This is a genomic window from Variovorax sp. OK212, assembly GCF_900112425.1.
Classification (GTDB): domain Bacteria; phylum Pseudomonadota; class Gammaproteobacteria; order Burkholderiales; family Burkholderiaceae_C; genus Variovorax.
Genome location: NZ_FOLP01000012.1, coordinates 52,461 through 73,591 on the forward strand (window position 1 = coordinate 52,461; position 21,131 = coordinate 73,591).

At 63.5% G+C, this 21,131-nt stretch carries 19 protein-coding genes; 3 read left to right on the top strand and 16 right to left on the bottom strand.

The window, feature by feature from the left end; genetic code table 11:
* Nucleotides 1–2: 2 nt before the first annotated feature.
* The 3 genes from BM004_RS27455 to BM004_RS27465 form a co-directional block, all read right to left on the bottom strand.
* Nucleotides 3–1,226, bottom strand: a complete 1,224-nt coding sequence (locus BM004_RS27455) for an efflux RND transporter periplasmic adaptor subunit (RefSeq protein ID WP_093218264.1) — start codon at nucleotides 1,224–1,226, stop codon at nucleotides 3–5.
* Entirely contained in the window at nucleotides 1,223–2,731 is a 1,509-nt protein-coding gene (locus BM004_RS27460) for an efflux transporter outer membrane subunit (RefSeq protein WP_256220077.1), read from the bottom strand. Before BM004_RS27460 ends, BM004_RS27455 begins: the two co-directional genes overlap by 4 nt.
* A gap of 132 nt (nucleotides 2,732–2,863) precedes the next feature.
* Complete coding sequence (locus tag BM004_RS27465) at nucleotides 2,864–3,769, bottom strand: LysR family transcriptional regulator (protein WP_093218265.1); 906 nt, start codon at nucleotides 3,767–3,769, stop codon at nucleotides 2,864–2,866.
* Nucleotides 3,770–3,804: 35 nt separating this feature from the next.
* Here BM004_RS27465 and BM004_RS42090 point away from each other — a divergent pair, with 35 nt between their 5' ends.
* Together BM004_RS42090 and BM004_RS27475 are read left to right on the top strand one after the other, a co-directional pair.
* Nucleotides 3,805–4,119 carry a tautomerase family protein gene (locus tag BM004_RS42090; RefSeq protein ID WP_230558953.1) on the top strand — a complete coding sequence of 105 codons (315 nt, stop codon included), beginning with the start codon at nucleotides 3,805–3,807 and terminating at the stop codon, nucleotides 4,117–4,119.
* A 16-nt stretch (nucleotides 4,120–4,135) separates the two neighbouring features.
* On the top strand, nucleotides 4,136–5,134 hold the full coding sequence (locus BM004_RS27475) for an alpha/beta fold hydrolase (RefSeq protein WP_021005373.1): 999 nt from the start codon (nucleotides 4,136–4,138) through the stop codon (nucleotides 5,132–5,134).
* A 45-nt stretch (nucleotides 5,135–5,179) separates the two neighbouring features.
* On the opposite strand, the gene maiA is transcribed toward BM004_RS27475, so the two are convergent.
* The 8 genes from maiA to BM004_RS27515 form a co-directional block, all read right to left on the bottom strand.
* The gene (gene maiA, locus BM004_RS27480; protein ID WP_093218267.1) at nucleotides 5,180–5,818 is read right to left on the bottom strand and encodes a maleylacetoacetate isomerase; all 639 of its coding nucleotides are present in this window, start codon (nucleotides 5,816–5,818) and stop codon (nucleotides 5,180–5,182) included.
* Between the two features lie 79 nt (nucleotides 5,819–5,897).
* The gene (locus BM004_RS27485) at nucleotides 5,898–6,611 is read right to left on the bottom strand and encodes an ABC transporter ATP-binding protein (protein WP_093218268.1); all 714 of its coding nucleotides are present in this window, start codon (nucleotides 6,609–6,611) and stop codon (nucleotides 5,898–5,900) included.
* Nucleotides 6,608–7,366 (bottom strand): ABC transporter ATP-binding protein, encoded by a 759-nt coding sequence (locus BM004_RS27490; protein ID WP_093218270.1) that lies wholly within the window; start codon nucleotides 7,364–7,366, stop codon nucleotides 6,608–6,610. The genes BM004_RS27485 and BM004_RS27490 overlap by 4 nt, the downstream gene beginning before the upstream one ends.
* Nucleotides 7,363–8,391 carry a branched-chain amino acid ABC transporter permease gene (locus tag BM004_RS27495; protein WP_093218272.1) on the bottom strand — a complete coding sequence of 343 codons (1,029 nt, stop codon included), beginning with the start codon at nucleotides 8,389–8,391 and terminating at the stop codon, nucleotides 7,363–7,365. The genes BM004_RS27490 and BM004_RS27495 overlap by 4 nt, the downstream gene beginning before the upstream one ends.
* Before the next feature lie 4 nt (nucleotides 8,392–8,395).
* The gene (locus BM004_RS27500) at nucleotides 8,396–9,313 is read right to left on the bottom strand and encodes a branched-chain amino acid ABC transporter permease (protein ID WP_093218273.1); all 918 of its coding nucleotides are present in this window, start codon (nucleotides 9,311–9,313) and stop codon (nucleotides 8,396–8,398) included.
* A 4-nt stretch (nucleotides 9,314–9,317) separates the two neighbouring features.
* Nucleotides 9,318–10,496 carry an ABC transporter substrate-binding protein gene (locus tag BM004_RS27505; protein ID WP_093125828.1) on the bottom strand — a complete coding sequence of 393 codons (1,179 nt, stop codon included), beginning with the start codon at nucleotides 10,494–10,496 and terminating at the stop codon, nucleotides 9,318–9,320.
* 475 nt (nucleotides 10,497–10,971) lie between these two features.
* Nucleotides 10,972–11,949 (bottom strand): zinc-binding alcohol dehydrogenase family protein, encoded by a 978-nt coding sequence (locus BM004_RS27510; protein ID WP_093218433.1) that lies wholly within the window; start codon nucleotides 11,947–11,949, stop codon nucleotides 10,972–10,974.
* A gap of 22 nt (nucleotides 11,950–11,971) precedes the next feature.
* Entirely contained in the window at nucleotides 11,972–12,619 is a 648-nt protein-coding gene (locus BM004_RS27515; protein WP_093125826.1) for a TetR/AcrR family transcriptional regulator, read from the bottom strand.
* Between the two features lie 87 nt (nucleotides 12,620–12,706).
* On the opposite strand from BM004_RS27515, the gene BM004_RS27520 reads away from it, so the two are divergent.
* Nucleotides 12,707–14,290: an MFS transporter gene (locus BM004_RS27520; protein ID WP_093218274.1), complete on the top strand. Its 1,584-nt coding sequence runs from the start codon at nucleotides 12,707–12,709 to the stop codon at nucleotides 14,288–14,290.
* A gap of 56 nt (nucleotides 14,291–14,346) precedes the next feature.
* Here BM004_RS27520 and BM004_RS27525 read toward each other — a convergent pair whose 3' ends face one another.
* From BM004_RS27525 to BM004_RS27545, 5 genes are all read right to left on the bottom strand, one after another.
* Nucleotides 14,347–15,798 carry an aldehyde dehydrogenase gene (locus BM004_RS27525; RefSeq protein ID WP_093125821.1) on the bottom strand — a complete coding sequence of 484 codons (1,452 nt, stop codon included), beginning with the start codon at nucleotides 15,796–15,798 and terminating at the stop codon, nucleotides 14,347–14,349.
* A gap of 66 nt (nucleotides 15,799–15,864) precedes the next feature.
* Entirely contained in the window at nucleotides 15,865–17,613 is a 1,749-nt protein-coding gene (locus tag BM004_RS27530; RefSeq protein ID WP_093125818.1) for a GMC family oxidoreductase, read from the bottom strand.
* Between the two features lie 168 nt (nucleotides 17,614–17,781).
* On the bottom strand, nucleotides 17,782–19,095 hold the full coding sequence (locus BM004_RS27535; RefSeq protein ID WP_143072539.1) for a GAF domain-containing protein: 1,314 nt from the start codon (nucleotides 19,093–19,095) through the stop codon (nucleotides 17,782–17,784).
* 104 nt (nucleotides 19,096–19,199) lie between these two features.
* Complete coding sequence (locus BM004_RS27540) at nucleotides 19,200–20,336, bottom strand: cupin domain-containing protein (protein WP_021005387.1); 1,137 nt, start codon at nucleotides 20,334–20,336, stop codon at nucleotides 19,200–19,202.
* An 86-nt stretch (nucleotides 20,337–20,422) separates the two neighbouring features.
* The gene (locus BM004_RS27545) at nucleotides 20,423–21,127 is read right to left on the bottom strand and encodes a fumarylacetoacetate hydrolase family protein (RefSeq protein WP_021005388.1); all 705 of its coding nucleotides are present in this window, start codon (nucleotides 21,125–21,127) and stop codon (nucleotides 20,423–20,425) included.
* Between the last annotated feature and the right edge of the window lie 4 nt (nucleotides 21,128–21,131).

Below are 21,131 nucleotides of genomic sequence, written 5' to 3' on the forward strand. Positions count from 1 at the left end.
GTTCAGCCCTTGTTCAATGTCAGCGCCGCCAACGGTGCAGTGACTGATGGACTGGCGACGCGCACGGTATCGCCATCGTTTAGCAGGCCGGCACCCTGCGCGACTACGTGATCGCCTTGCGCGAGGTTTTGCAGGATTTCGATCTCCGTGCCACGTCGACGTCCGGTCGTCACGGCCTGCGCACGCACTTTGCGCGTGGCCTCGGATCCAATCAATCGGAATACAAAACTGCGACCGTCGCGGATCACCACACTCGACGCAGGAACCACCAACGCATTGCTCGTCGTCAGTGCGATCTGACCGCTGGCGTACATGCCGCCGCGTGCGGTGCTGCCGGGGGCAATGTCCGCATACACAACGCCGAGCCGCGAACGCTCGTCGAGCAGGGGCGCGATCTGACGGATGCGCGCCTGGGCGGTGCCGCCGTCGGGTAGCGCGAGCGAAACCGACTGCCCCAAGGTCACGGCTGCGATCTGCCCGGCCGTGAGCTCGCCGCGCCATTCGAGCCTGCTTTGCCGCACCAGCCGGAAGAGCTCCTGCCCGCTGCTTGCCACCGCCCCCAAGGTGGCCGAGCGCGCGCTGATTTCACCATCGTCAGGGGCAATGACGTCTGCATGGCGCAGTTGCAAGCGTTTGGAGTTCAATTGCGCGCGAGCCGAATCGACCTGCGCTCGCGCAGTCGCGGCTTGCGTGACGTACTGAAGGATCTCCTGCTCGCTGATGCCTCCGCTGCCCTTGAGTTGAAGGGCGCGTTCGCGGTTCGCATCGGCCTGCGCGGCGAGACTCTCGGCTTGCGCAACGCCGGCGAGAAGTTGCGCTTCATCCGCGCGCAGCATGGCGGCATCGAAGCGCGCGAGGAGCTGGCCGCGTCGTACGACGTCGCCCACGCCGACATGCAGTTCTGCAATCCGCAGCCCCGAAGTCTGGGAGCCGACGACAGCTTCCTGCCATGGCGCAATCGCGCCAGTGGCATCCAGCGTGGTGGGCCATTCGGTCGTGCGCGCGAGAGCTTCCGTTACCGTCAATGCAGAGGCGGTCGGTGCCGCGGGGAGCGGCGAATGGCGTTCCCGAAGGCCCCACACGGCAAATGCGATGGACAGCACGGCGATCGTGGATGTGGCAACAACCCACACAAGGCGTCGGCCCGAACGTAGAGCAGGGCGCAGGGCATGCTTTGCGGGCTGGAGCGTGACCAGTTCGGTGTTGTCGTACTCGTTCGAGTTCATGAAGAGAGAGCGGTTTCGGTGACGGCGGCATTGCCTGAAGCTCGCACGAGGCTGATCCAGGCTTGGCCGCTGTCCTGTGCGGCAGTGATTGCGCTGTCCTGCGCTGCCGCGAACTGGCGTCGTGCGTCCTCGAGCTCGAAGAGGCTCACGGCGCCAGCGCGCCAGCGCGCTTCCGTGGCTTCGAGAACCAGCCGGGCGGCGACCACCGCCTCATGGGTGGTGAGGCGGCGTTCATCGGACGAGGCGACCGCCGCCAGGGCGTCTTCGATTTCCTGAGCCGCGGAGCGCACGGCGATGCGCAAGGCAGCTACCGCACCGCGGTAGCGGGCCTCTGTCGCTGCCACGTTGGCCGCGCCGCGTCCGCCGTCGAACAAACTGCCCACGAGCGCGGGACCTGCTGACCAGGCTGTGTAGTCGAGCGTGGTGCCGGCTGCGTGAAGCCATTGGCCGCTCAATGCCGCTGAAAGGTCCAGTCGCGGAAGGCGTTCTGCCCGTGCCACGCCAATCTCCGCCCAGGCAGCGGCGACTTCGCGCTCGGCACTCACCACGCTGGGATGTGCCGCAAGCACCTCGGCTGGCAAGGACAACCGCGCGCGCGGTGCGACTGGCATCACCGAGTCGATCCCAAACCGGGTGTCTCTGCTGATTGCAGCGGGAAGCGATGCTGACAACGGGACGAAAACAAGTGCGCGAACGGTGTCGAGTGGCTGTCCACTCAGTGCCACCAGTGCATTGGCACTGCGGGCGCATTCCTGCCGCCGAGCGGCAAGGCTTGTGCGTGCGGTGGCCAGTCCGCTGATTGCGCGCGCTTCTTCGATGGGTGCGACAAATCCGGTGGTGACGCGGCGACGGGTAAGTTGAAGCGTTTTCTCGCGCGAATCGATGTCTTCGGCCAGCACCATGCTGGAAAACTCGCAGGCCCGCAACGCCAGCACCTGGCTTGCGATCTGCGAAGTCAGCGAAAGGTGGGCCGCGCGGGCATCGGCATCCCGGGCGTCGAGCTTGCGCTCACTGGCCTCCACTGAATTGCGGATGCGGCCGAAGAGGTCAAGCTCCCAACTGGGGCCAATGCCGACGGATGTCGCGGTGGTCGTGCGCGTGCTTCCATCGCTGCTATCGGTGTTCAGGCTGCGCCCGCGCGTGCTGCCGGCGTTGATGCCCAAGGTCGGCAAGCGCTGTGCGCTGGAAACGCCCAACTGAGCCCTGGCTTCATCGACGCGTGACATGGCTTGAGCAAGGGTGGGGCTGTCGGCCAGTGCTGCGCCGGTCAGTGCATCGATGGCGGGGTCGTTCAGTTGGCGCCACCACTGGGTGTTCGCCGTGGCTGTGGAGAGGCCTTCCTGCTGCATCGCAGACCAGGCTGCCGGCGCTGAAATGGCGTCGGCTGCATACGGCGGCTGCGTTGAACAGCCAGCCAGTGCGGCAAGCAGTGGAATCAGGAGGGATGCTGTAAATCTCGGCTTCGCGCTGCGCATCGGGTGGCGCTTCATTGCGCAGTTCAGCATGGGGTCTCCGGTCTGAAAGGCATGCGCGTGACGACATGTCTTCGCTTGCTGGAGCAGATGCTGAGCGAAGGGCTTTAATAACTCTTTAGAGAAATTAAGAATTGATTAATTCGGGAGGGCCCCGCCTGGGCGTCAACCCAGCCGACCTTTGGCCGCATAGGCCAGAAGTTGATCGATCACGTAGCGCACACGAGGGTTCAGGTGTGCCTGTCGTGGCCACACGGCGTGAACCTCCACGCCGACGCCCGAGTAAGCCCGCAGTACAGGCCTCAGGAGGCCGGCGCTCAATGGCTCGCGCACCAGCGAGTGGGGCAACTGGACGATCCCGAGGCCACCGATGGCGGCATCCACCATGGCCTCTCCATCGCTCAGCCGGTGTGTAGCAGGTGGAGTGAAGCGCTTTTGTGTTCCATCGTCGCGCACGAACCAGACGAGGGGTGGACCTTTCAGTGAACCCACGATGCAGCGATGCGCACGGACGTCCGTCAGGGTTCGAGGCTCGCCGCGTGCCTGCAGATACGCTGGCGAGGCACAGATCACGCGCTCTTGTGTCACGAGATGGCGTGCAACGAGCTCGGCACTGTCCGGGAGGGCCCCGAAGCGGATTGCCAGATCGACTCCGTCCTGCAGCAGGTCGCTGGTGGCGTCCGTGAACGTGAGCGTCAGGCTCAGATCGGGGTGAGGCCGCGTGATCTCGATGAGTGCGGGCAAGAGGACCCGTCGACCGAACGCGACGGGCATGTCGATATGCAGCCGTCCGCTGAGGATCTGGTTGTCGGATGAAAGGGCCGCCTGTGCCGCGGTGATCTCATCGATTGCCGAAGTGCAGGCGGCGAGATAGGCCTCGCCGTCGGCCGTCAGCTTCGTCAGGCGGGTGGTTCGATGGAACAGTTTGAAGCCGAGCCTGTCTTCCAGGCGGGCAATGGTCTTGCCCACCGCCGACTTCGTCAGGCTCAGCCGCTCGGCGGCTTCCGTGAATGTGCTCGATCGCGCGGTCGCCACGAAAACGGACACGCCAGACAGGGGGTCGCGTTGCATGGGTGTATCTCCAGAGGCTACACAGAGTGGAAAGAATGGCTAATTATGGACTTCAGTTCTTCATTAGCATTGGTATTCCACAGCCGGAGCACCACGTCCACCAAGGGCGCTTTGGTGCCGGCTTCAACCGTTTCAAGGAGCACTTTATGCCCGTCGTTCGTGTGAGTTGGTTTGAAGGCAAGGACCATGCGCAAAAGGAAAAGGTCGCATCGGAGATCACGCAGAGCATCGTCCGCAATACCGGGACGGACCCGAACTACATCTATGTGATCTTCGAAGACGTCAAGGCGTCCGACTGGGCCGGGGCAGGCAAGCTTTTCGGGAAAGCGTCGGAAGAAAGCGCCGGCTGATTCGCGGAGGAAGAACATGCAAAAGACGATCGCAGGCCTCGCGCTTGCCGCGGTGTGCGGCTTGCTTTCCATCCAGGTCAGAGCCGAACCCGCGCTGGAGGTCTTGGGCCGAGACTTCGTGTTTTCCCATCGCGTCGAAGGCATGCCGGCCAGGCTGTCCGATTTCAAGGGCCTTCAAGTTAACCATTTCGTCACCAACGACGGGGTCAAACTGGCCTACTGGGAGGCAGGGCAGGGCAAGCCGTTGATCCTTGTGCCCGGATGGTCGGCCAATGGTGCCCAGTACATCAACGTCATGTATCTGTTGGCCAAGCACTACCGTGTCTATGTGCTGGACCCGCGCAACCAGGGGTTGTCGCAGCACGTCGACTACGGCAACCGGATTGCACGCTATTCGATGGACCTGAAGGAATTCGGGGACCACCTCGGCGTGAAGTCGGCCGACTACGTGGGGCACTCGATGGGGGCGGCTATCCTCTGGAGCTATATCGACTTGTTCGGTACGGGCGCTATGCGAAAGGCGGTCTTCGTCGACGAGCCGATCTCCATCTACTCGCACAGCGATTGGTCGGAAAAGGAGCGCTCCGAAGCGGGTGGGAGCACCAGTTCGCCGGAGCGGATGGTGGCCGCCTTGACTGCGGGTGGCCCGGTCAACAAGCTCATCACGGACATGAAACCGTTCGAGCGCGCACAGTCATTCGACTCGCCCTACTTTGCGAACTCCGAGGGCTTTGCCAGTGCAGTCATCAAGAGCGATCCACAGGCGATGGGACGGGTGCTGTTCAATCACACGGTAAGCGACTGGCGCGACGTCGTGCGCCACAAGATCGACATACCCGTTGCGATCTTCTCGGGAGACGAAAGCAACAATCTCCCCAGCCAACGCTGGGCGCAGTCGGTGATCCCGAACGCTACGCTCTACAGCTACACGTCAGCCGAACAAGGTGATCACTTCCTGATGTTCAAGAATCCCGTCAAGTTCGCCAGCGATCTGCAGGCATTCCTGGCGCGTTGAGGTGTACCGGGCAACGTGCGTGCGGTCCGCCTCGCTCTGAACCACTCAAGCGGCGTCGGGCTGCGCCGACGGTTCTGCGCGCTTGAACGCTTCCAGGCTTGAACAGGCGGCATCGATGGCCTGCAACCGAGGCCAACGACCGAGTTCGACCTTGAACCTGCGAGCGCTTTCGATCTGAGGAACAAGATAGGTATCGGCCAGCGTCGGGTGGTCGCCAAAAGAGAAGTCACCGCGGGACCCTTTGGCTGCAATCAATGCGTCGAATGCGTCGAACCCGCTGGTGATCCAGGTGCCGCACCACTGATTGATCGCTGCTTCGTCAGCGCCGAAGCAGCGGCGGAGCGTCTCCAGAATCCGACGGTTGTTGATCGGATGAACGTCGCATCCGATGATCGCGGCCAAGGTTCTGACATGTGCGCGTTCGAGCAACTCCGAGGGGAGCAGTGGAACATCCGGATAGCGTTCCTCCAGCCACTCGATGATCGCTGGCGATTGGGTGAGCCGGGTGTCACCGATGTCCAGTGTCGGCACCAACTGCTGCGGGTTGATGGCCGTGTAGGCTTCGGCGAGATGCTCCTCTTTGCGCAAGTCGACCGCGATCTGTTCATAGCTCAGACCTTTGAGATTCAGTGCAATGCGCAGGCGGTGGGAGGTGCCGCTTCGGAAAAAGTTGTAGAGCTTCATGGTGTTGGACTCCGGAAAAAGCGGGCGTCGGAAGGTTCAGGAGCAGGTCGGCTAGTTCGCACTCCCGTTCGAGGGCGTACTAAACGCCCATGTACTGATGAACGATCTCGGGCTGCCCGCGCAGTTCGGTGGAGCTACCGCTCCATACGACGCGTCCCTTCTCGATCACGAAGTGACGATCCGCGAGGTTCAAAAGCGACTTGACGTTCTTGTCGATGACTATCTGCGAGAGGCCGTCCTGCTTGAGCTCCGTGAGCGCGCGCCAGATCTCATTGCGGATCAGCGGTGCCAGGCCTTCGGTGGCTTCATCGAGCACTAGCAGGCGAGGATTCGTCATCAGTGCACGGCCAATGGCCAGCATCTGCTGTTCGCCACCGGAAAGCTGCGTTCCAAGGTTGCCGCGCCTTTCCTTGAGCCGGGGAAAGAAGGCGTAGACGCGGTCCAGATCCCATTGACGAATAACGTCCTTCTTGCTTGCGCGTGCCGTGGCGACGAGGTTTTCCTCCACCGTGAGGTTGGAGAAAATCTGGCGCCCCTCGGGTACCAGCGCAAGTCCATGCCGGGCAATGCGGTGCGAAGGCAACCGATCGACCCGGGCGCCGCCGACCCAAATGTTCCCGCCGGTCACAGGCAACATGCCGAAGAGGCACTTCACCGTGGTGGAGCGACCCATGCCGTTTCGCCCGAGCAGCGTGACGACTTCGCCGGCGCCCACGTCGAAGGAAATGTCGAACAGCGCCTGCGCGTGGCCGTAGGAAGCCTTCACGCCTTTGACAGACAGAAATGTGCTCATGCTTCGGCCTCTTCTTCGCCCAGATACACAGCCCGTACCTCAGGGTGGTTGCGGATCTCGTCGGGGGTCCCGGTGAACAGGATCCTGCCGTAGACCAGGACGCTGATGCGATCAGCCAATGCGAATACCGCGTCCATGTCGTGCTCCACCAGGAGAATGGTGTACTGACGCTTGAGCCGCTGAAGCAGCGCGATCACGCTGCTGGACTCCTGCACGCTCATGCCGGCCATCGGCTCGTCGAGCAGCAGAAACTTTGGACCTGCGGCCAAGCTCATCGCGAGTTCGAGCTGCCGCTTCTCGCCGTACCCCAGATCGCCAGCTGCCACGTGGTGGTGGCTCCCCAGGCCGGTCGCGGCGAGTGCTTCCTCGGCCGAACGGTGGGCCTGACGATCGGCCGCCATCGGGCGCCAGAACTGGAATGCATGTCGCTTTGAGGCAAGCGCAGCAAATGTGGCGTTCTCGATCACGGTGAAATCTTCGAACACCGAAGTGATCTGGTAAGAACGCAGCAGGCCGCGCTGCGCCCTTTCCTGGATGGGCAGGCGGGACACGTCGGTGCCGTTGAACCATACGGTGCCGGAGTCCGACGCAAGTTCACCCGAGAGCTGGTTGATCAGCGTCGTCTTGCCGGCGCCATTGGGCCCGATGATCGCGTGCAATTCGCCTTCGCCGATGTCCAGCGATACGGCATCGGTGACGAGCAGCGCGCCATAGCGCTTGGTCAGCGAATCAGTGCGAAGAACGGTTGAGGTCATGTCGTCTTCCTGGCTGTCGATGTCGCATCGATGGCTGCGTGTTCTGCAATGGGCGCGGTCGTCGATGCGTTGACCGGTGCGCGCGCGTCGAAGTGTTCGAGCAGGCCGACGATGCCGCGCTTGCCCAGCAGGGCGACCAGCACGATCAGTGGGCCGAAGATCACCATCCAGTGTTCCGTCACGCCTTTCAGCGCTTCTTCCAGGCCGAGGAAGACCAGGGCACCCAGGAGTGGCCCGAAGACCGACCCGAGCCCGCCGATTACCACGATCACGATCAGCTCGCCGGACACCGACCAGGCAAGCGTGCTGGGCGATGCGAACGCATTGAGGTTGGCCAGCAATAGGCCCGCGACGCCGCACAACATGCCAGAGATAACGTAGGCCAGCAACTGGTAACGCCTGGCCGGAATGCCTGCCGCATTCACGCGCCGCAGGTTCTGCGTGGCGCCGCGAATCACCATGCCGAACGGCGCGACGCGAAGGCGCGCCAACCACCAGAGCGACAAGACGAGAACAACGAATGCGGCGATGTAGACGTTGGTGGCCGAAGAAAGGTCGAACGGACCGAAGCGGCTGCCCGTCGCGATCGACAGTCCGTCATCCCCGCCATAGGCCTTCAGGCTCACGAACAGAAAATAGCCCATCTGGGCGAAGGCCAGCGTGATCATGATGAAGGCGATGCCACTCGTGCGAAGGCTGATCGCGCCCGTGACAAGCCCCACGAGGCCACACGCAACCAGGCACACGAACAGATGGACCCAGCCGCTGCCGATGCCGTGAAACGCCGCAAGGCCCACCGCATAGCTTCCCAGCCCCAGGAACAGCGAGTGACCGAAGCTCACCAGCCCACCGTAGCCCAGTGCGATGTTGAGCGCGCAGGCGGCAATGGCATAGATGATGATGCGTGCGAAGAAGGCGATGTAGAAGGTCTCGCCGATCGCTTGCGCGACCAGGGGGACGCTTGCAAGGAGCAGTAGGACAAGTAGCGGCACCCAGACACTGGGGCGTGAGAGGAGTAATTTCATGGGATCACCTGTTGGCCGGAAAGAGCCCTTGGGGCCGCCAGGCCAGAACCACCGCCATCAGCAGGTAGACCAGCATCGAGGCCAACGCGGGACCGGCCGCGTCGGCGAAGGAGCGCTCCGTCATCTGCCGGAGGATCAGCGGCAGGAACACACGGCCCATCGTGTCGACGATGCCCACGATCAAGGCGGCATAGAAGGCCCCCGTCACCGAGCCGATACCCCCGATGACGATGACCACGAGCGTGGTGATCAGGACAGACTCGCCCATGCCCGACTGAACCGAAAGAATCGGCCCGGCCATCGCGCCGGCCAGTCCTGCCAGCATGGCGCCAACGGCAAACAGCATGGCGTTGAGCAGCCGTATGTTCACGCCCAGGGCCGCAACCATTGCCGGGTTGACGGCGCCCGCGCGGATCAGCATGCCCACTCTTGTCTTGTTGATCAATATCCAGGAACCCACTGCAACCGCGAGTCCGACCAGGATTATCGCGAACCGATAGGAGGGATAGCTGAACCCGCCGATGTCGATGGCGCCGCTCAGGAAGTCGGGCACCTGCAGGAAGACCGGTTGCGAACCCCAGACGATGCGCACCAGCTCGTTGAAGAAGAGCACAAGTCCGAACGTGGCCAGTACATGGTCGAGGTGGTCGCGGCGATAGAGCCGAGCCACGACTGCGAGCTCGAGCACCAGGCCCAGCAGCAGCGCGCCGCCCATGGCCGCGGCAACGGCAAGGCCGAACGAGCCGGTGTACTGGAAGGCGGTGGCCGCGAAGTACGCGCCCATCATGTAGAGCGATCCATGCGCCAGGTTGACGAAGCTCATGATGCCGAAGACCAGTGTCAGGCCGGCGGCCAGCAGAAACAACAGGACCCCGTACTGGAGCCCGTTGAGAAGCTGTGCGAGAACGAGCGTGCTGCTCATGAGATCACTTCTGTGCGCACTGCGTGTGATACGCGTCGACGTGCTTCGTCAGTGGCGTTGCAAGCAGCTTGCCGGTGATGCGCCCGCCGTCCTTCACGGTCTCGAAGGCGTAGTAGTTCTGCACCGGCATGTTGTTGTTGTTGAATGCGAAAGGGCCGCGCACCGATTTCAGCTCGCTGCCGGCGGCGCGGACCGCAGCAGACAGGGCCTTGCTGTCACCCGGTTTGGCCTTTCCGAGCGCGATGTTCAACAGGTTGGCCGCGTCGTACGCGGTGGCTGCGTATTCGCTTGGCGTGCGCTTGTACTTGGCTTCGAAGGCGGCGACGAACTTCTTGTTCTCGGGCGTGTCCAGCGCGGCGTCCCACATCGCGCCGCTGATGCTGCCGACGGCCGCATCGCGCAATGCGGGCAACGTGGTGCCGTCCACCGTGAAGACTGAGTACAGCGGAATCTTCGCCATCAGGCCGGCCTGTGCCATCTGCTTGATGAAGTTGACACCCATGCCGCCCGGATAGAACACGAACGCCGCATCAGGCTTGGCCGCCTGGAGTTGAGCGAGTTCGGCGGAGTAGTCCGGCTGGTTCACCTGCGTGTAGACCTCTTCGACGATCTGCCCCTTGAAGTAGCGCTTGAAGCCGCTCAGCATGTCCTTGCCGGCCTGGTAGTTCGGCGCCATCAGGTAGACCTTCTTCACACCGCGGTCCTGCGCGAACTTGCCCATCGCTTCGGCTGCACCGTCGTTCTGCCAAGCCGTCGAGAAGACATTCGCCTTGCAGCCGGCGCCAGCGACTGGCGACGGTCCTGCATTGGTCGCGATGGCCACGGTGCTGGTTTCGGCAATGCGCGGAAGGCTTGCCATCATGACGTTCGAGAAGCTCAGGCCAACGATGGCGTCGACCTTGTCCTTGTCGATGAACTTGCGCACGATCTGGCCGCCGATCTCCGGCTTCAGCTGGTCGTCCTCTTTCAGCACGGTGGCCGCTTGGCCGCCGAGCTTGCCGCCCAGTTGTTCGACGGCCAGCATGAAGCCGTCGACCTGGTCCTGACCCACGACAGCAATAGGCCCGGAAAGCGGCGCCATGAGGCCGATCGTGGCTGCGCTCGCGAGATGACCTATGCCCGCGCTGGCCAGTGCGGTGAGTGCCAAAGCAGTGCGGCGGAAAGAGGTGTTCGGTGTCGTCATGGTCGTTCTGGCGAAGCCAGGTCCTGGGTTGCGTGAGGTAGCAGGAAAGGTGGATTGCCGTTGCGTCGAAGCGAAGGCAGATGCGGCCGCGCGTAGCCGGGCCGAGCGCGATCTGTGCGCATCATTTGGGGGATGCGCCAGGAGTGCTCAGGGGAGCTCGTGTTGGCTCAAGGAAGCTCGAAGTTCAAACTTCGATCGTCACGGGAAGGGCGTCAAGGCATCGCGTTCAAACTGCTCGTTCGGTCTGCGAGTCAGCGCGTTATTGACGCTCCTGCGGCGGGCGCCGAGGCCCTATGAGAGATGGAACCGGTGCATTTTTGTCTCCGTTGTAGGCTGCTCGCTGGGCGCCTGTTCGTGGGTGCGGGTGGCGCAATCATTGCGCCACCGGAGACATAAGCCAATAGTATGTAGTGAATACAGCGCATAGATTTGGCGAATATTGATTTCGCTTCGTCATGGCTTGCATTCGAGACAGCTAGGTGATTACCACCATCTTGCCGCTTGCCTCGTTGTTCTCCATCCTTCGATGAACCTCCACGATCTCGTCGAGGCCGCAGATCTGGTCAATGGGGACCTTTGCTGTTCCGGCGCGAACCCGGTCCAGGAAGTCCTGCAGCACAGGCGCCGGCAGGTCGCTCGCATCCCCGGAATATGCGCAAAGCCGAATGCAGCGCGGCAGGTACGCGATGGGGTAGAAGTCCCTCACGGTCCATTCGTTGGAGAGCATTCCCGTGAAGCAGACGGTGCCCCGGTTGCGGGTTGCCCGCAGGGTGTCCGGCAAGGTGGGCGCGCCTACCAACTCAAGTGCGGTGTCCACGCCCTCGCTATGCGCGAGAACCTGCGATGCGACATCGCCATCGTCGATGAGTACGTGGTCGACGCCAGCGTCCACCAGGACCTGTCGCTTGGCTGTACTGCGTGTTGTCGCATACACGGTCATGCCGCGTTGCTTTGCCAGTACGGCGGCGGCCAGTCCCACCGAGGACGTGCCACCCCTGATCAGGATGGACTGGCCTGGTTGCACATCCAGTGCGGCCGTCAAAGAGCCATAAGCGGTCTGAAGCATCTCCGGTATGGCCCCCAACGTGCTCCACGGAAGATCGCTCCGGAAGGCAATCGCCTGGCTTACCGGCACGCAGGTGTACTCGGCGTAGCCGCCGTCGTACGTGCGTCCCATGTTCCCCATCATTGCCGCCACCTGTTGACCTGATTGAAGTTCCCCGCCGGGGCAGGCTTCGACTATGCCGCAGGCTTCGATACCCAGTACGCGCGGAAAAGTAACGCCCTCGGCGAGGCCCAGCCTGGTGTGCAACTCCGACCGGTTGATGCCGAAAGAGCGAACGCGAATCAGCACCTCGCCTGGCCGAGGAACCGGCACTGGCAATTGGCGAATGCGAAGTGCCTCGGGAGGGCCCGGGGCATCCAGAACCACGGCTTTCATCATCGGTTTCATCGGCATCTCCGTGCAGCATTCATCAGGCTGCGTAACCCTTCAGGAAAACTTCGACACAAGCCGCGCAGTAGCGCTTTGTCTGTGCGCCTGTTCGTCGGCACTGTAGGCCAAGAATCAGTCGAAGCTGCTCGTTTCCGCGAACCATCGCGGCGAACTGTTCGGCCGCATCCTGTGCATGAGCAATTCTGAGGCTGCGAACACGATCACAAGCCCTCAGGTATTTGACGAGCGTCGTGGTCACTGCCTCCGGACCGCTCTCCAGGAAGCTGGTCGAGAGGTCGACATTGCGGGCTCCGGACGCATTGAGCATCCGGACGTGTTGGATCACTGCCGCATCCGTGATCAGACTCAGATAGCTCTGTGCAACGCGAAGCAGTGCTTCTCGCGGATTGCCTGGATCCAGCGACGCGATGTCCAGGTCCAGCGCCTGGCGCACCGGCTCGTTCACGGTCGCGTTGAACAGGGCTTCCTTGGACGGAAAGTACTTGTAGAGAGTGACTTTCGAGACTCCCGACGCTTCGGCAATGCCGTCCATGCTGGAGCCTTCGAGCCCGAGTTGGGCGAACTGCTCACGGGCGGCAGAGAGCATCCGGTCAAGGCGGGCGGGGTCGCGCGGTCGGCCTCTCGGCCGCGCAGACAACCGTGTCGTGAGTGGGGTAATGCTGCTCATGCCGAATCCTGTTTATTTGTTTACTGTACTGTTCAGTAAATAAATTTATATTCTACGCGCTGTCGACCATGCGGCGCTCTCCCAGCGATGAAGCAATCGACGAGTTCCACTATTCGAGGCGCCCAGGGGCTTCTCTCGCGCCATGCCCTGCTGCTCATGCTGGTCTTCTGTCTCACAACGACGGACTTCCTTCAAAGCACCATCGTGGCGATCAACGCCGCCGCGATCATCGGGGATCTGGGTGCGAGTCCCGAGGAGTTCAGTCTTGCCGCAACCATGTATGCGCTGGTGGCTGTCGGTGCGATCTATAAGCAGCGTTGGCTTGTCGAGCGCCTGGGCTGGCGGCTGTTCACGCAGGTCTCCATTGCGATCTTCGTCGCGGGTCTGCTGGTCAGTTCGACCGGCCGCTCCATGGTGCAGTTCGTCGTCGGGCGGGTGTTGATGGCTGCAGGCGGCGCGACGTTCGTGACGGTGGCAAGGGTCATCGTTAATCACATCCCCCCGTCTGCGCGGCGCTTCGACGGCGTGAGGTTTTTCGCTTACGGTCTTGTTGCGGGCAGTGTGCTTGGGCCCCTGGTTGCCGTCATGGCGCTCGATCACGGGTCATGGCGGTATGCGTTCTGGATACTGGGCGTGCCGGCGGTGGCGATGGCCGCCCTCGCTACCGTGGTGCTGCCCGAGGAGTCGGCGCCGGCCGAACTCCGCTCCGAAGCACATCCGACCGGCCTGCTTCTTCTGATGCTCGGTACCTTCGCGCTGCTTCACGCGCTGCAGCGGTCCAGCTATGACTGGTTCCCCGATCGCTCGACGATCCTGGCATGGAGCCTGCTGGCCATCGCCCTGCTCGCGCTCTACGCATTGATGGAGCGGCGGCGGCACCGGGCGCCGCTTCAACTTGCGCGGCTGGGGCACGGTCGCTACTTGCTGGGAGTAGCGGCGTTCACCGTCGCGTACATGGTCATGGCCGGCGATAACTATGTCGTTCCGCTTCTCATCAGGCAGGGCCTGGGCCTGCCGCTGCAGACCGTGGGGTCGCTGCTCGCCACGGGAGCTGCAACAGGTGTCGTCACTTGGTTCTTCATGGCTCGCCTGATGAAGCGCCATGCGCTGTCGACGCCCTTCTACGCACTGGGTTTCACGTGCCTCGCGCTCTACGGCACATTGCTGGCGCGTCTGACACCGCAGGTGCACCCATGGCTGCACATCGCACCAGTCCTCATGTTGCATGGCATGTTCGTGATCCTCGTGCTCGCGACGACGGCGGTGCAGACCTACCGCAACGTTCAGCACGACGAGGCTGTCTTTTCGACTGCCAACCAGGTCAAGAACATGTTGGGTCAGTTCGGCACGGCCGCAGGCATTGCGCTGGCCACGCTGGTGACGCAGTGGCGCACCGCCTGGCATTACGACCAGCTTGCTCAGGACATCGCGCGAGGGCGGCCCGGAGTGGATGAAATGCTTGCGCAGCTCACCACCCGTTTTGCCACCACGGATGCACCGCTTCTTGCGGCGCAACGCGCGCTGGGCTACCTGCAGCAGCAGGTGGCTGTGCAATCGACCTTCATGGCGACGACGGACTATTTCTGGGGCATCTCCGCGCTGGGCCTGCTCTGCCTCCTGCTCGTGGCCATCGAATGGGGAGTTCGACGACCCGTGAAACAGGTGGCTTGAGCAGGCCATTGGTCAGCGATGACGGCTGGGAGCACCCATCATGCCTTGCATGAACCTCAGATCGGATACTGCTGTCCGGACGGCTCGATGGTGATCCACTTCAGCTCGGTGAATTCATCGATGACCGCGCGCCCGTCGAAGCGGCCATAGCCGCTGTGCTTGGTTCCGCCGTAGGGCGCCTGTGCTTCGTTCTGCACCGTCGCTCCGTTCACGTGGCACGCCCCGGTGTCGATCTGCATCGCAACATTCAGGGCACGCATGACGTCCTTGCAGAAGACGGCCGCGGAGAGCCCGTAGGCCGTGTCGTTGGCCACGGTCGCGGCCTCCTGGTCGCCGTTGACGCGAACGATGGTCGTGACCGGCCCGAAGGTTTCCTCGTCGTAGATCTTCATGTCGCGGGTGACGTGATCGACGATGGTCGCCGGCATCGACGCACCTTCGGCACGTCCGCCGCACGCCAGCTTTGCACCTTTGGCGAGAGCGTCCTCGAGCAGCGAATTGAGTCGCGGGCCGGAGTCTTTGGACACCATGGGGCCGATCACGCATTGCGGGTTCTTCATCGGGTCGCCCGCAGGCAGTTCCTTCGCGCGTGCGGCGAACTTCGCGACAAATTCATCGGCAATCGATTCATCGACGACGATTCGCTCGGTGGACATGCAGATCTGGCCTTGATAGAGGAACGATCCGAACACGGCTGCGTTCACCGCATCGTCGATGTTCGCGTCCTTCAGGACCACCAGCGGCGACTTTCCGCCGAGCTCCAGCAGGCAGCGCTTCAGATGCACGGCGGCCTTTTGCGCAATGATGCGGCCGACACGCGTCGAACCGGTGAAGTTGACGCGCCGCACGGCCTTGTGGGCAATCAGCGCATCGATCACCTCCGGTGCGTCCTGGGGCGCATTGGTCAGGAAGTTGAGCACGCCAGGCGGGAGCCCTGCATCGACTAGCGCCTCTGCCACCAGCATGTGAGTGCGCGGGCTGGCTTCGGATGCCCGGAACACCACGGTGTTGCCGCACATCAGCGGGTAGGCGATGGCCCGGGCGGCCAGCACCACCGGACCGTTCCACGGCACGATGCTCAGGATCACGCCCACGGGCTGGCGAACGGTCATCGACAACGCGCCGGGCTTGTCGGTCGGGATGGTCTCGCCCTGGATCTGCGTGGTCATCGATGCGGCCTCGCGAAATGCGGTTGCAGCCAGGACGACGTTGAATCCTGCCCAGAGTGCGGCGGCGCCGACTTCGGCCGCCATGGCTTCGATGAAATCCGGCATCCGCGCTTCCAGCGCGTCGGCCGCCTTCAGCAGGATGCGGCGACGCTCCGACGGCGAACTGTGCCGCCACGATTGAAACGCGATGCTGGCCGAGTCAGCCGCCGCGATGGCATCGGCCACGTCCCCCGCGGCAGCGCGGGTGACGATGTCGCCACTGGTCGGATGCCGGCGCTCGAAGATGGCATTTCCGTGGGCAGCGCGCTTCTGGTTGTCGATGATCAGTTCTGTTTGCATGAGAGTGCTCCGTCGATGGAGTGTTGAATAAAACGGGATGAGTGAGAGCGGCGGGGGAGCGGGTGTTCAGGCTTTCGGGCGCAGGAGCTCCGCCATGCGTTCGCCGATGAGCGCGCAAGTCGCCATGGTTGCGACCGCCGGGATGGTTGGCATGATCGAGCTGTCCGCGATTCGCAGGTTCTGCACGCCGTTCACGCGCAATCTGGCATCGACCACGGCTGTCGCATCCTTGCCCATGCGGCAGGTGCCGACCTGATGGAAGTAGGTCGTTGCGCCGTTGCGCACGAAGTCTTCCATCGCCTTGCCCGACAGCTTCTCGCCCGGTGCGACTTCGCGTTTCACGAAATCGCGCATGGCCGCCGAATTGCCGATCTCCCTGCACACCTCGATGCCATGCGCCAGCGCCTTGACGTCGTCGGGGTGGCTGAGAAAGCGTGCGTCGACGATCGGACGGTCCGCCGGATTTGCCGAGCGAAGCCGGATCTCGCCGCGGCTCTTGGGGGCCACGAGGCCCGCGCACAGCGCCCAGCTGCTTGGCGGCGGAGAGAACTGCTTTCCGACGACGTCGCTGGCATAGGGCAACTCGATCTGCACGAGATTCAAGTCCGGCGTGTTCAGGCCAGCGTGACTCTTCAGGAAGCCCGATACGTTGGCGGCGCTGTTGCGATGGGGAACCTGCTCCTTCGGCTCCCAGATGCAGCCGCCATGCAGCAGGTGGTCGTGGAAGTTCTGCCCCACATCCGGCGAATGCGCCACGGTCTGGATGCCGTGTGCGCGCAACTGCGCTTCGTCGCCGATGCCGCTGAGCATGAGGAGCTTTGGCGTGTTGATGCCTCCGGAACTCAGGATGACTTCGGACCTCGCCTGGATGCGAACAGGCGCTGCGTCGTCGCGGGTCAGTTCCACTCCCGTGACGCGGGTGCCGCTGAACGTCAGGCGGTTGACGTGCGTCTTGACGAGGACCGTGACGTTCTTCCGCCCGAGGACGGGGTAGAGGTACGAGCGCGCCATGCTTTGCCGACGGCCATCCCGGATGATCTGGTTCATCAGCGCAAAGCCGCCAGCACCAATTTCCCGGGCGCCGTTCAGGTCATCGAGCATGGGCATGCCAAGCGAGCGGCATGCCGCCAGCATGCCCAGCGCGACGGGTGGCGGATCGAATGCCGGCTGGACCCACACCGGGCCGCCTTTGCCGCGGTAGTGGCTGTCGGCCTTGCCTTGCCAGTTCTCCATGCGGCGGTAAATGCCGAGGCAGTGCTCATAGCCCCAGGCGGCATCGCCGCTCTCTCGAGCCCAGTGTTCGAGGTTGTTTCGAAAGGGGCGCGCCCAGATGGTGGCGTTGATGCTGCTGCCGCCGCCAACCACCTTGCCCATGTGCTCGGGAATGGCCCGGCCGTTCGTGCTGGGGGATGGCAGGGCGACGTCCTTCCAGTCGAGTTCGGTCCCCAGGTTGGTGAACCACAGCCGCGGGTCCATGACGGAGGGCGCGGCATCCCAATCGCCCGCTTCGATCACAAGGATGTTCGCGCTTGTCTTTGCCGCCAGCCGGCCGACGAGTGCGGAGCCGGCGCTGCCGGTCCCGACAACGATGTAGTCGTAAGCGGGCAGCAGCGAGGCGGTTCGCTCGGCCTGGTTGGCTCGCGCGGCATCCAACTCGTCGGCGAGCGAAGGCAGACTCGTCGCGGCAATGCCTGCTGCGGCGGCTGCTCGCAGGAAGCCTCGTCGGTCGAGCCGTCCGGCGATCAATGCACGTTCCAATCGGTCCAGCTTGTCGTCGTTGTCTTTTTCGTTCTGGGGATGCAGAGAGAGTCGCATGGCGTATCCACCTCGGGTTGGGAGAAAAATGCTCGTTGGATAACGCTCCGGACGAAGGCCGAAGTCGTATCGCAGGGGGAAGGTAAGTCACCGGATACGGTGGCCGAAGCATCGGGAAAACCCGACCCGATACGGGTGTTCCGTTTCGGAACGGTGGGCGATGCGAAGCTAGCGCCTGGCCTGCGCGCGATTGCGCAGTCGTCGATAGATCAACCCGCGCGAAACGCCGAGTTTCTCGGCCGCCTTGGTGACGTTGCCGCCGTAGGTTTCCAAGGTTCGATCGATGAGATCGTTGCCGCATTCGCGAAGCCTGACCGATGGCTCGCTGGCATCGCGAGGCGCTTCAGGTCCGGGCGGCGCGGAGGCGACGTCCGGCTCTTCGATTGCGCTCGCGGTCGCAAGCTCGGCAGTGGTCTCTTCGTCGCTTGGCGCGGCCAGGGCGCAGGGGGAAGTCACTGCTGGTGCAGGAGTGGGGTCACGTTTCCCGAACTCATCGACCCCCGGGACAAGGCCACGGTGACCATCGGCGGCGCGCATCTCGCCGCGGGCCCAGACCATCAGTCCATTCGCCAGTTGCAATGGCGCCGAGCCCGATCGGGGCAGTGAAGCCAGTTGCGCGATGCTGGCGCCCATGGCCTCTTCCACGGACGAGGTATTCGCGCCGCGCTCGGCTGGCGGCAACCCTAGTAGGCGGGCTGCCGCACCGTTCATCCAGGCGAGCTGGCCGTTGATGTCGATACCGACCAGCGCGACAAATCTCGAATCGAGCAGCATTGCATCCACTTGAAATCGCACTACGAGATGCTGGTCGGACTGCGAGATGAAGAGCCGGTTCTCGATGGCCGCGGCATACAGCCCGACAACGGAGGTTGCATCGAAGCTGAACGGAATGGCCTCGCTCGATATGTCGAGCACGCCAACCAGCCGGCCGCGGGTGTCGTGAATAGGCGCTGCGGCGCAATGCATCGCCTTGACCTCGTCGAAGAAGTGCTCCGCGCCGTCGACCGATACCGCGCGACCCGTGCGCGCGGCCACGCCGGGTGCGGTCGTGCCCACCGCTTCCTCGCAGAGGTTCACGCCCGTGCGGGTCGCGATCGGCATGATGCGTTCGTGCGAGCGGCCCACACACGTGGCTCCGATGAGTACGCCCGTTGCATCGGTCAGCATGGCCGCGCAAGAGGTCGCACCCAGTACCGACTGCAGTTGCGGGAGTTCTTCGAGCCAGGCGTGGACGAGATCGCGATTCTTCTGAAGCGCCAGATGTGCCCGGCTCGTCGAGACCGGCTGAAAGGAGACCTTCGCGCCAGGACCGTCATGCAGGCGCTGGCACCGCGCCCACGACTGATACACAGCGTCGCTCACGATCCCCGAGGGCAGCAGTCCTTCTTCGAAGTAGCGCCGACGCGCGAGCGCAAGACGCTCGATCCTGGAGTTGAAGAACAACGATGTTCCGGGGGAGTTCATCGACAGCTGCGTGGTCAATCTTCTGGCCGTGTGTTTCTCACGCGAGTGTCCCCCGGCCGGCACGGCTGGCAAGCCGGGCTATCCCTGCGTCCGCCCGCGGGGGAATGGCCGGGGCATTCGCGTCACTCTTGCTCGGCCGAGGCGGCTCTGTGCGCGTGGAGCGCTTCGAGAATCGGTGCGTCGCTGAAGCGGAACAGGTCGAGCGATCCGGGGCAGGTCTCGTCGCAGTGGGCCGAAAACGCCTGCCACGACGGCACAACGAACATGTCCCCACGCCTGACCGTCCAAGCGTGGTCACCGACCTTCACCTTGCCGCTGCCGTCGAACACCTGGTACACGGACGAGCCCACCTCGCGCCGCGAAAGGGTGCTGGCACCGCTTCGGATGCGGTGCATCTCCGTACGGATCGTGGGCAGCACATCGCGCCCGTTGCTCGGGTTGGTGAAGCGAACGGCCGCATGACCCGGGCTGAGCGTGGCTGCATGGCCCTCGGCTTCCAGGATCAGCTGGTCTGCGAGCGCCTTGTCCGTGTCGACCCAACGGTAAGCGAGCAAGGGCGTGGCCACCGGGGACTCGGGCTGCGACAGCGGGCGCAAACCAGGGTGTCCCCACAAGTGCTCCGATCGCGAACGCTCGGGCGTCGACTGCTCGGCCGTGCTGACGCGTTCGCGTCCGAACTCGAAGAACTGCGACTCGGTGTAGTAGGAGAACGGAATGTCCAGCCCGTCGATCCAGGCCATCGGTGCGCTGGCTGCGTTGTGGTGCGAGTGCCAGTTCCAGCCGGCCTGCGGCAGGAAATCGCCACGCGACATTCGGACCGGATCGCCATTGACCACGGTCCATACGCCTTCGCCTTCGACCACGAAACGGAAGGCATGCTGCGTATGCCGGTGTTCCGGGGCGTTTTCGCCCGGCATGAGGTACTGGATCGCAGCCCACAGCGTGGGTGTGGCGAACGGCCTGCCGCCGAGCGCCGGATTGGCCAGCGCAATCGCGCGGCGTTCCCCGCCGCGGCCGACCGGCACGATGCGTCCGGCTTCGGCGGCGAGCTCCACAAGGCGGTCCCACCGCCAGAGATGCGGGGCGGCCTTGCTGCGTGGCTGGCGGGGCATCAGGTCGCCGATCTCCGTCCAGAGAGGAACCAGCAACTCGCGCTCGAAGCCTCGGTAAAGCTGCTCGAGCGCCGGACTGGGGTCGGGCTGGGACGGGCCGGCGACGGCCTTCAGGTGCACAGGGGAGGGGACGGTATCGGCGGTCATCGGCGGTTCCTTTGCGGGGCTGCGAGCGCGACTGGTGCACGCCCGCAGCTTGGCTGTTCAGCGGTGCTCTGGGGAGCGTTGTTGCATCATTCGGCCGGGCCGACCGTGAGGGCGATCTCTCCGACGCCGGCAACGCTGCCTTCGACGCGATCGCCCGGCTGCAATGCACCGACGCCTTCGGGTGTTCCCGTGAAGATCAGGTCTCCCGGCTCGAGGTGGTAGAACTTCGAGAGATCCTCGATCAGCTCGGGGATGTTCCAGATCAGCTTCGAAAGGTCGGAGCTCTGCCGCTCCTGGCCGTTCACGCTGAGCCTCAGGGCGCCCTGGTCGATCACCTTGCCGGCCATCGGCACCACTTCGGATACGACCGACGATTGCTCCACGTCCTTGCCGAGATCCCATGGCCGACCTTTGTCGCGGGCGACCAGCTGGAGGTCCCGTCGCGTCATGTCCAGACCGCAGGCATACCCATAGATCAACTTGTGGGCGTCGTCGCGATTGACACGGAAGCCAGGCGCTCCGACCACCAGCACCAACTCCATCTCATGGTGGTAGTTCTTGGTTTCGGGCGGATAGGCGACGGTCACACCCGACTCGACCAACGTCGAGGGGCTCTTCGTGAAATAGAACGGGACTTCGATGGTCTTGTCGACGGGTCGTCCCATCTCCACCGCATGCGCGTGGTAGTTGCGGCCCACGAAGAAAAGCCGGTTGATGGGCAGGCGCTGCGAGGTGCCGCGCACCGGCAGCGAAGGAACGGCAGGGGGATTCCAGAGATAGGTGGGGGTCATGATT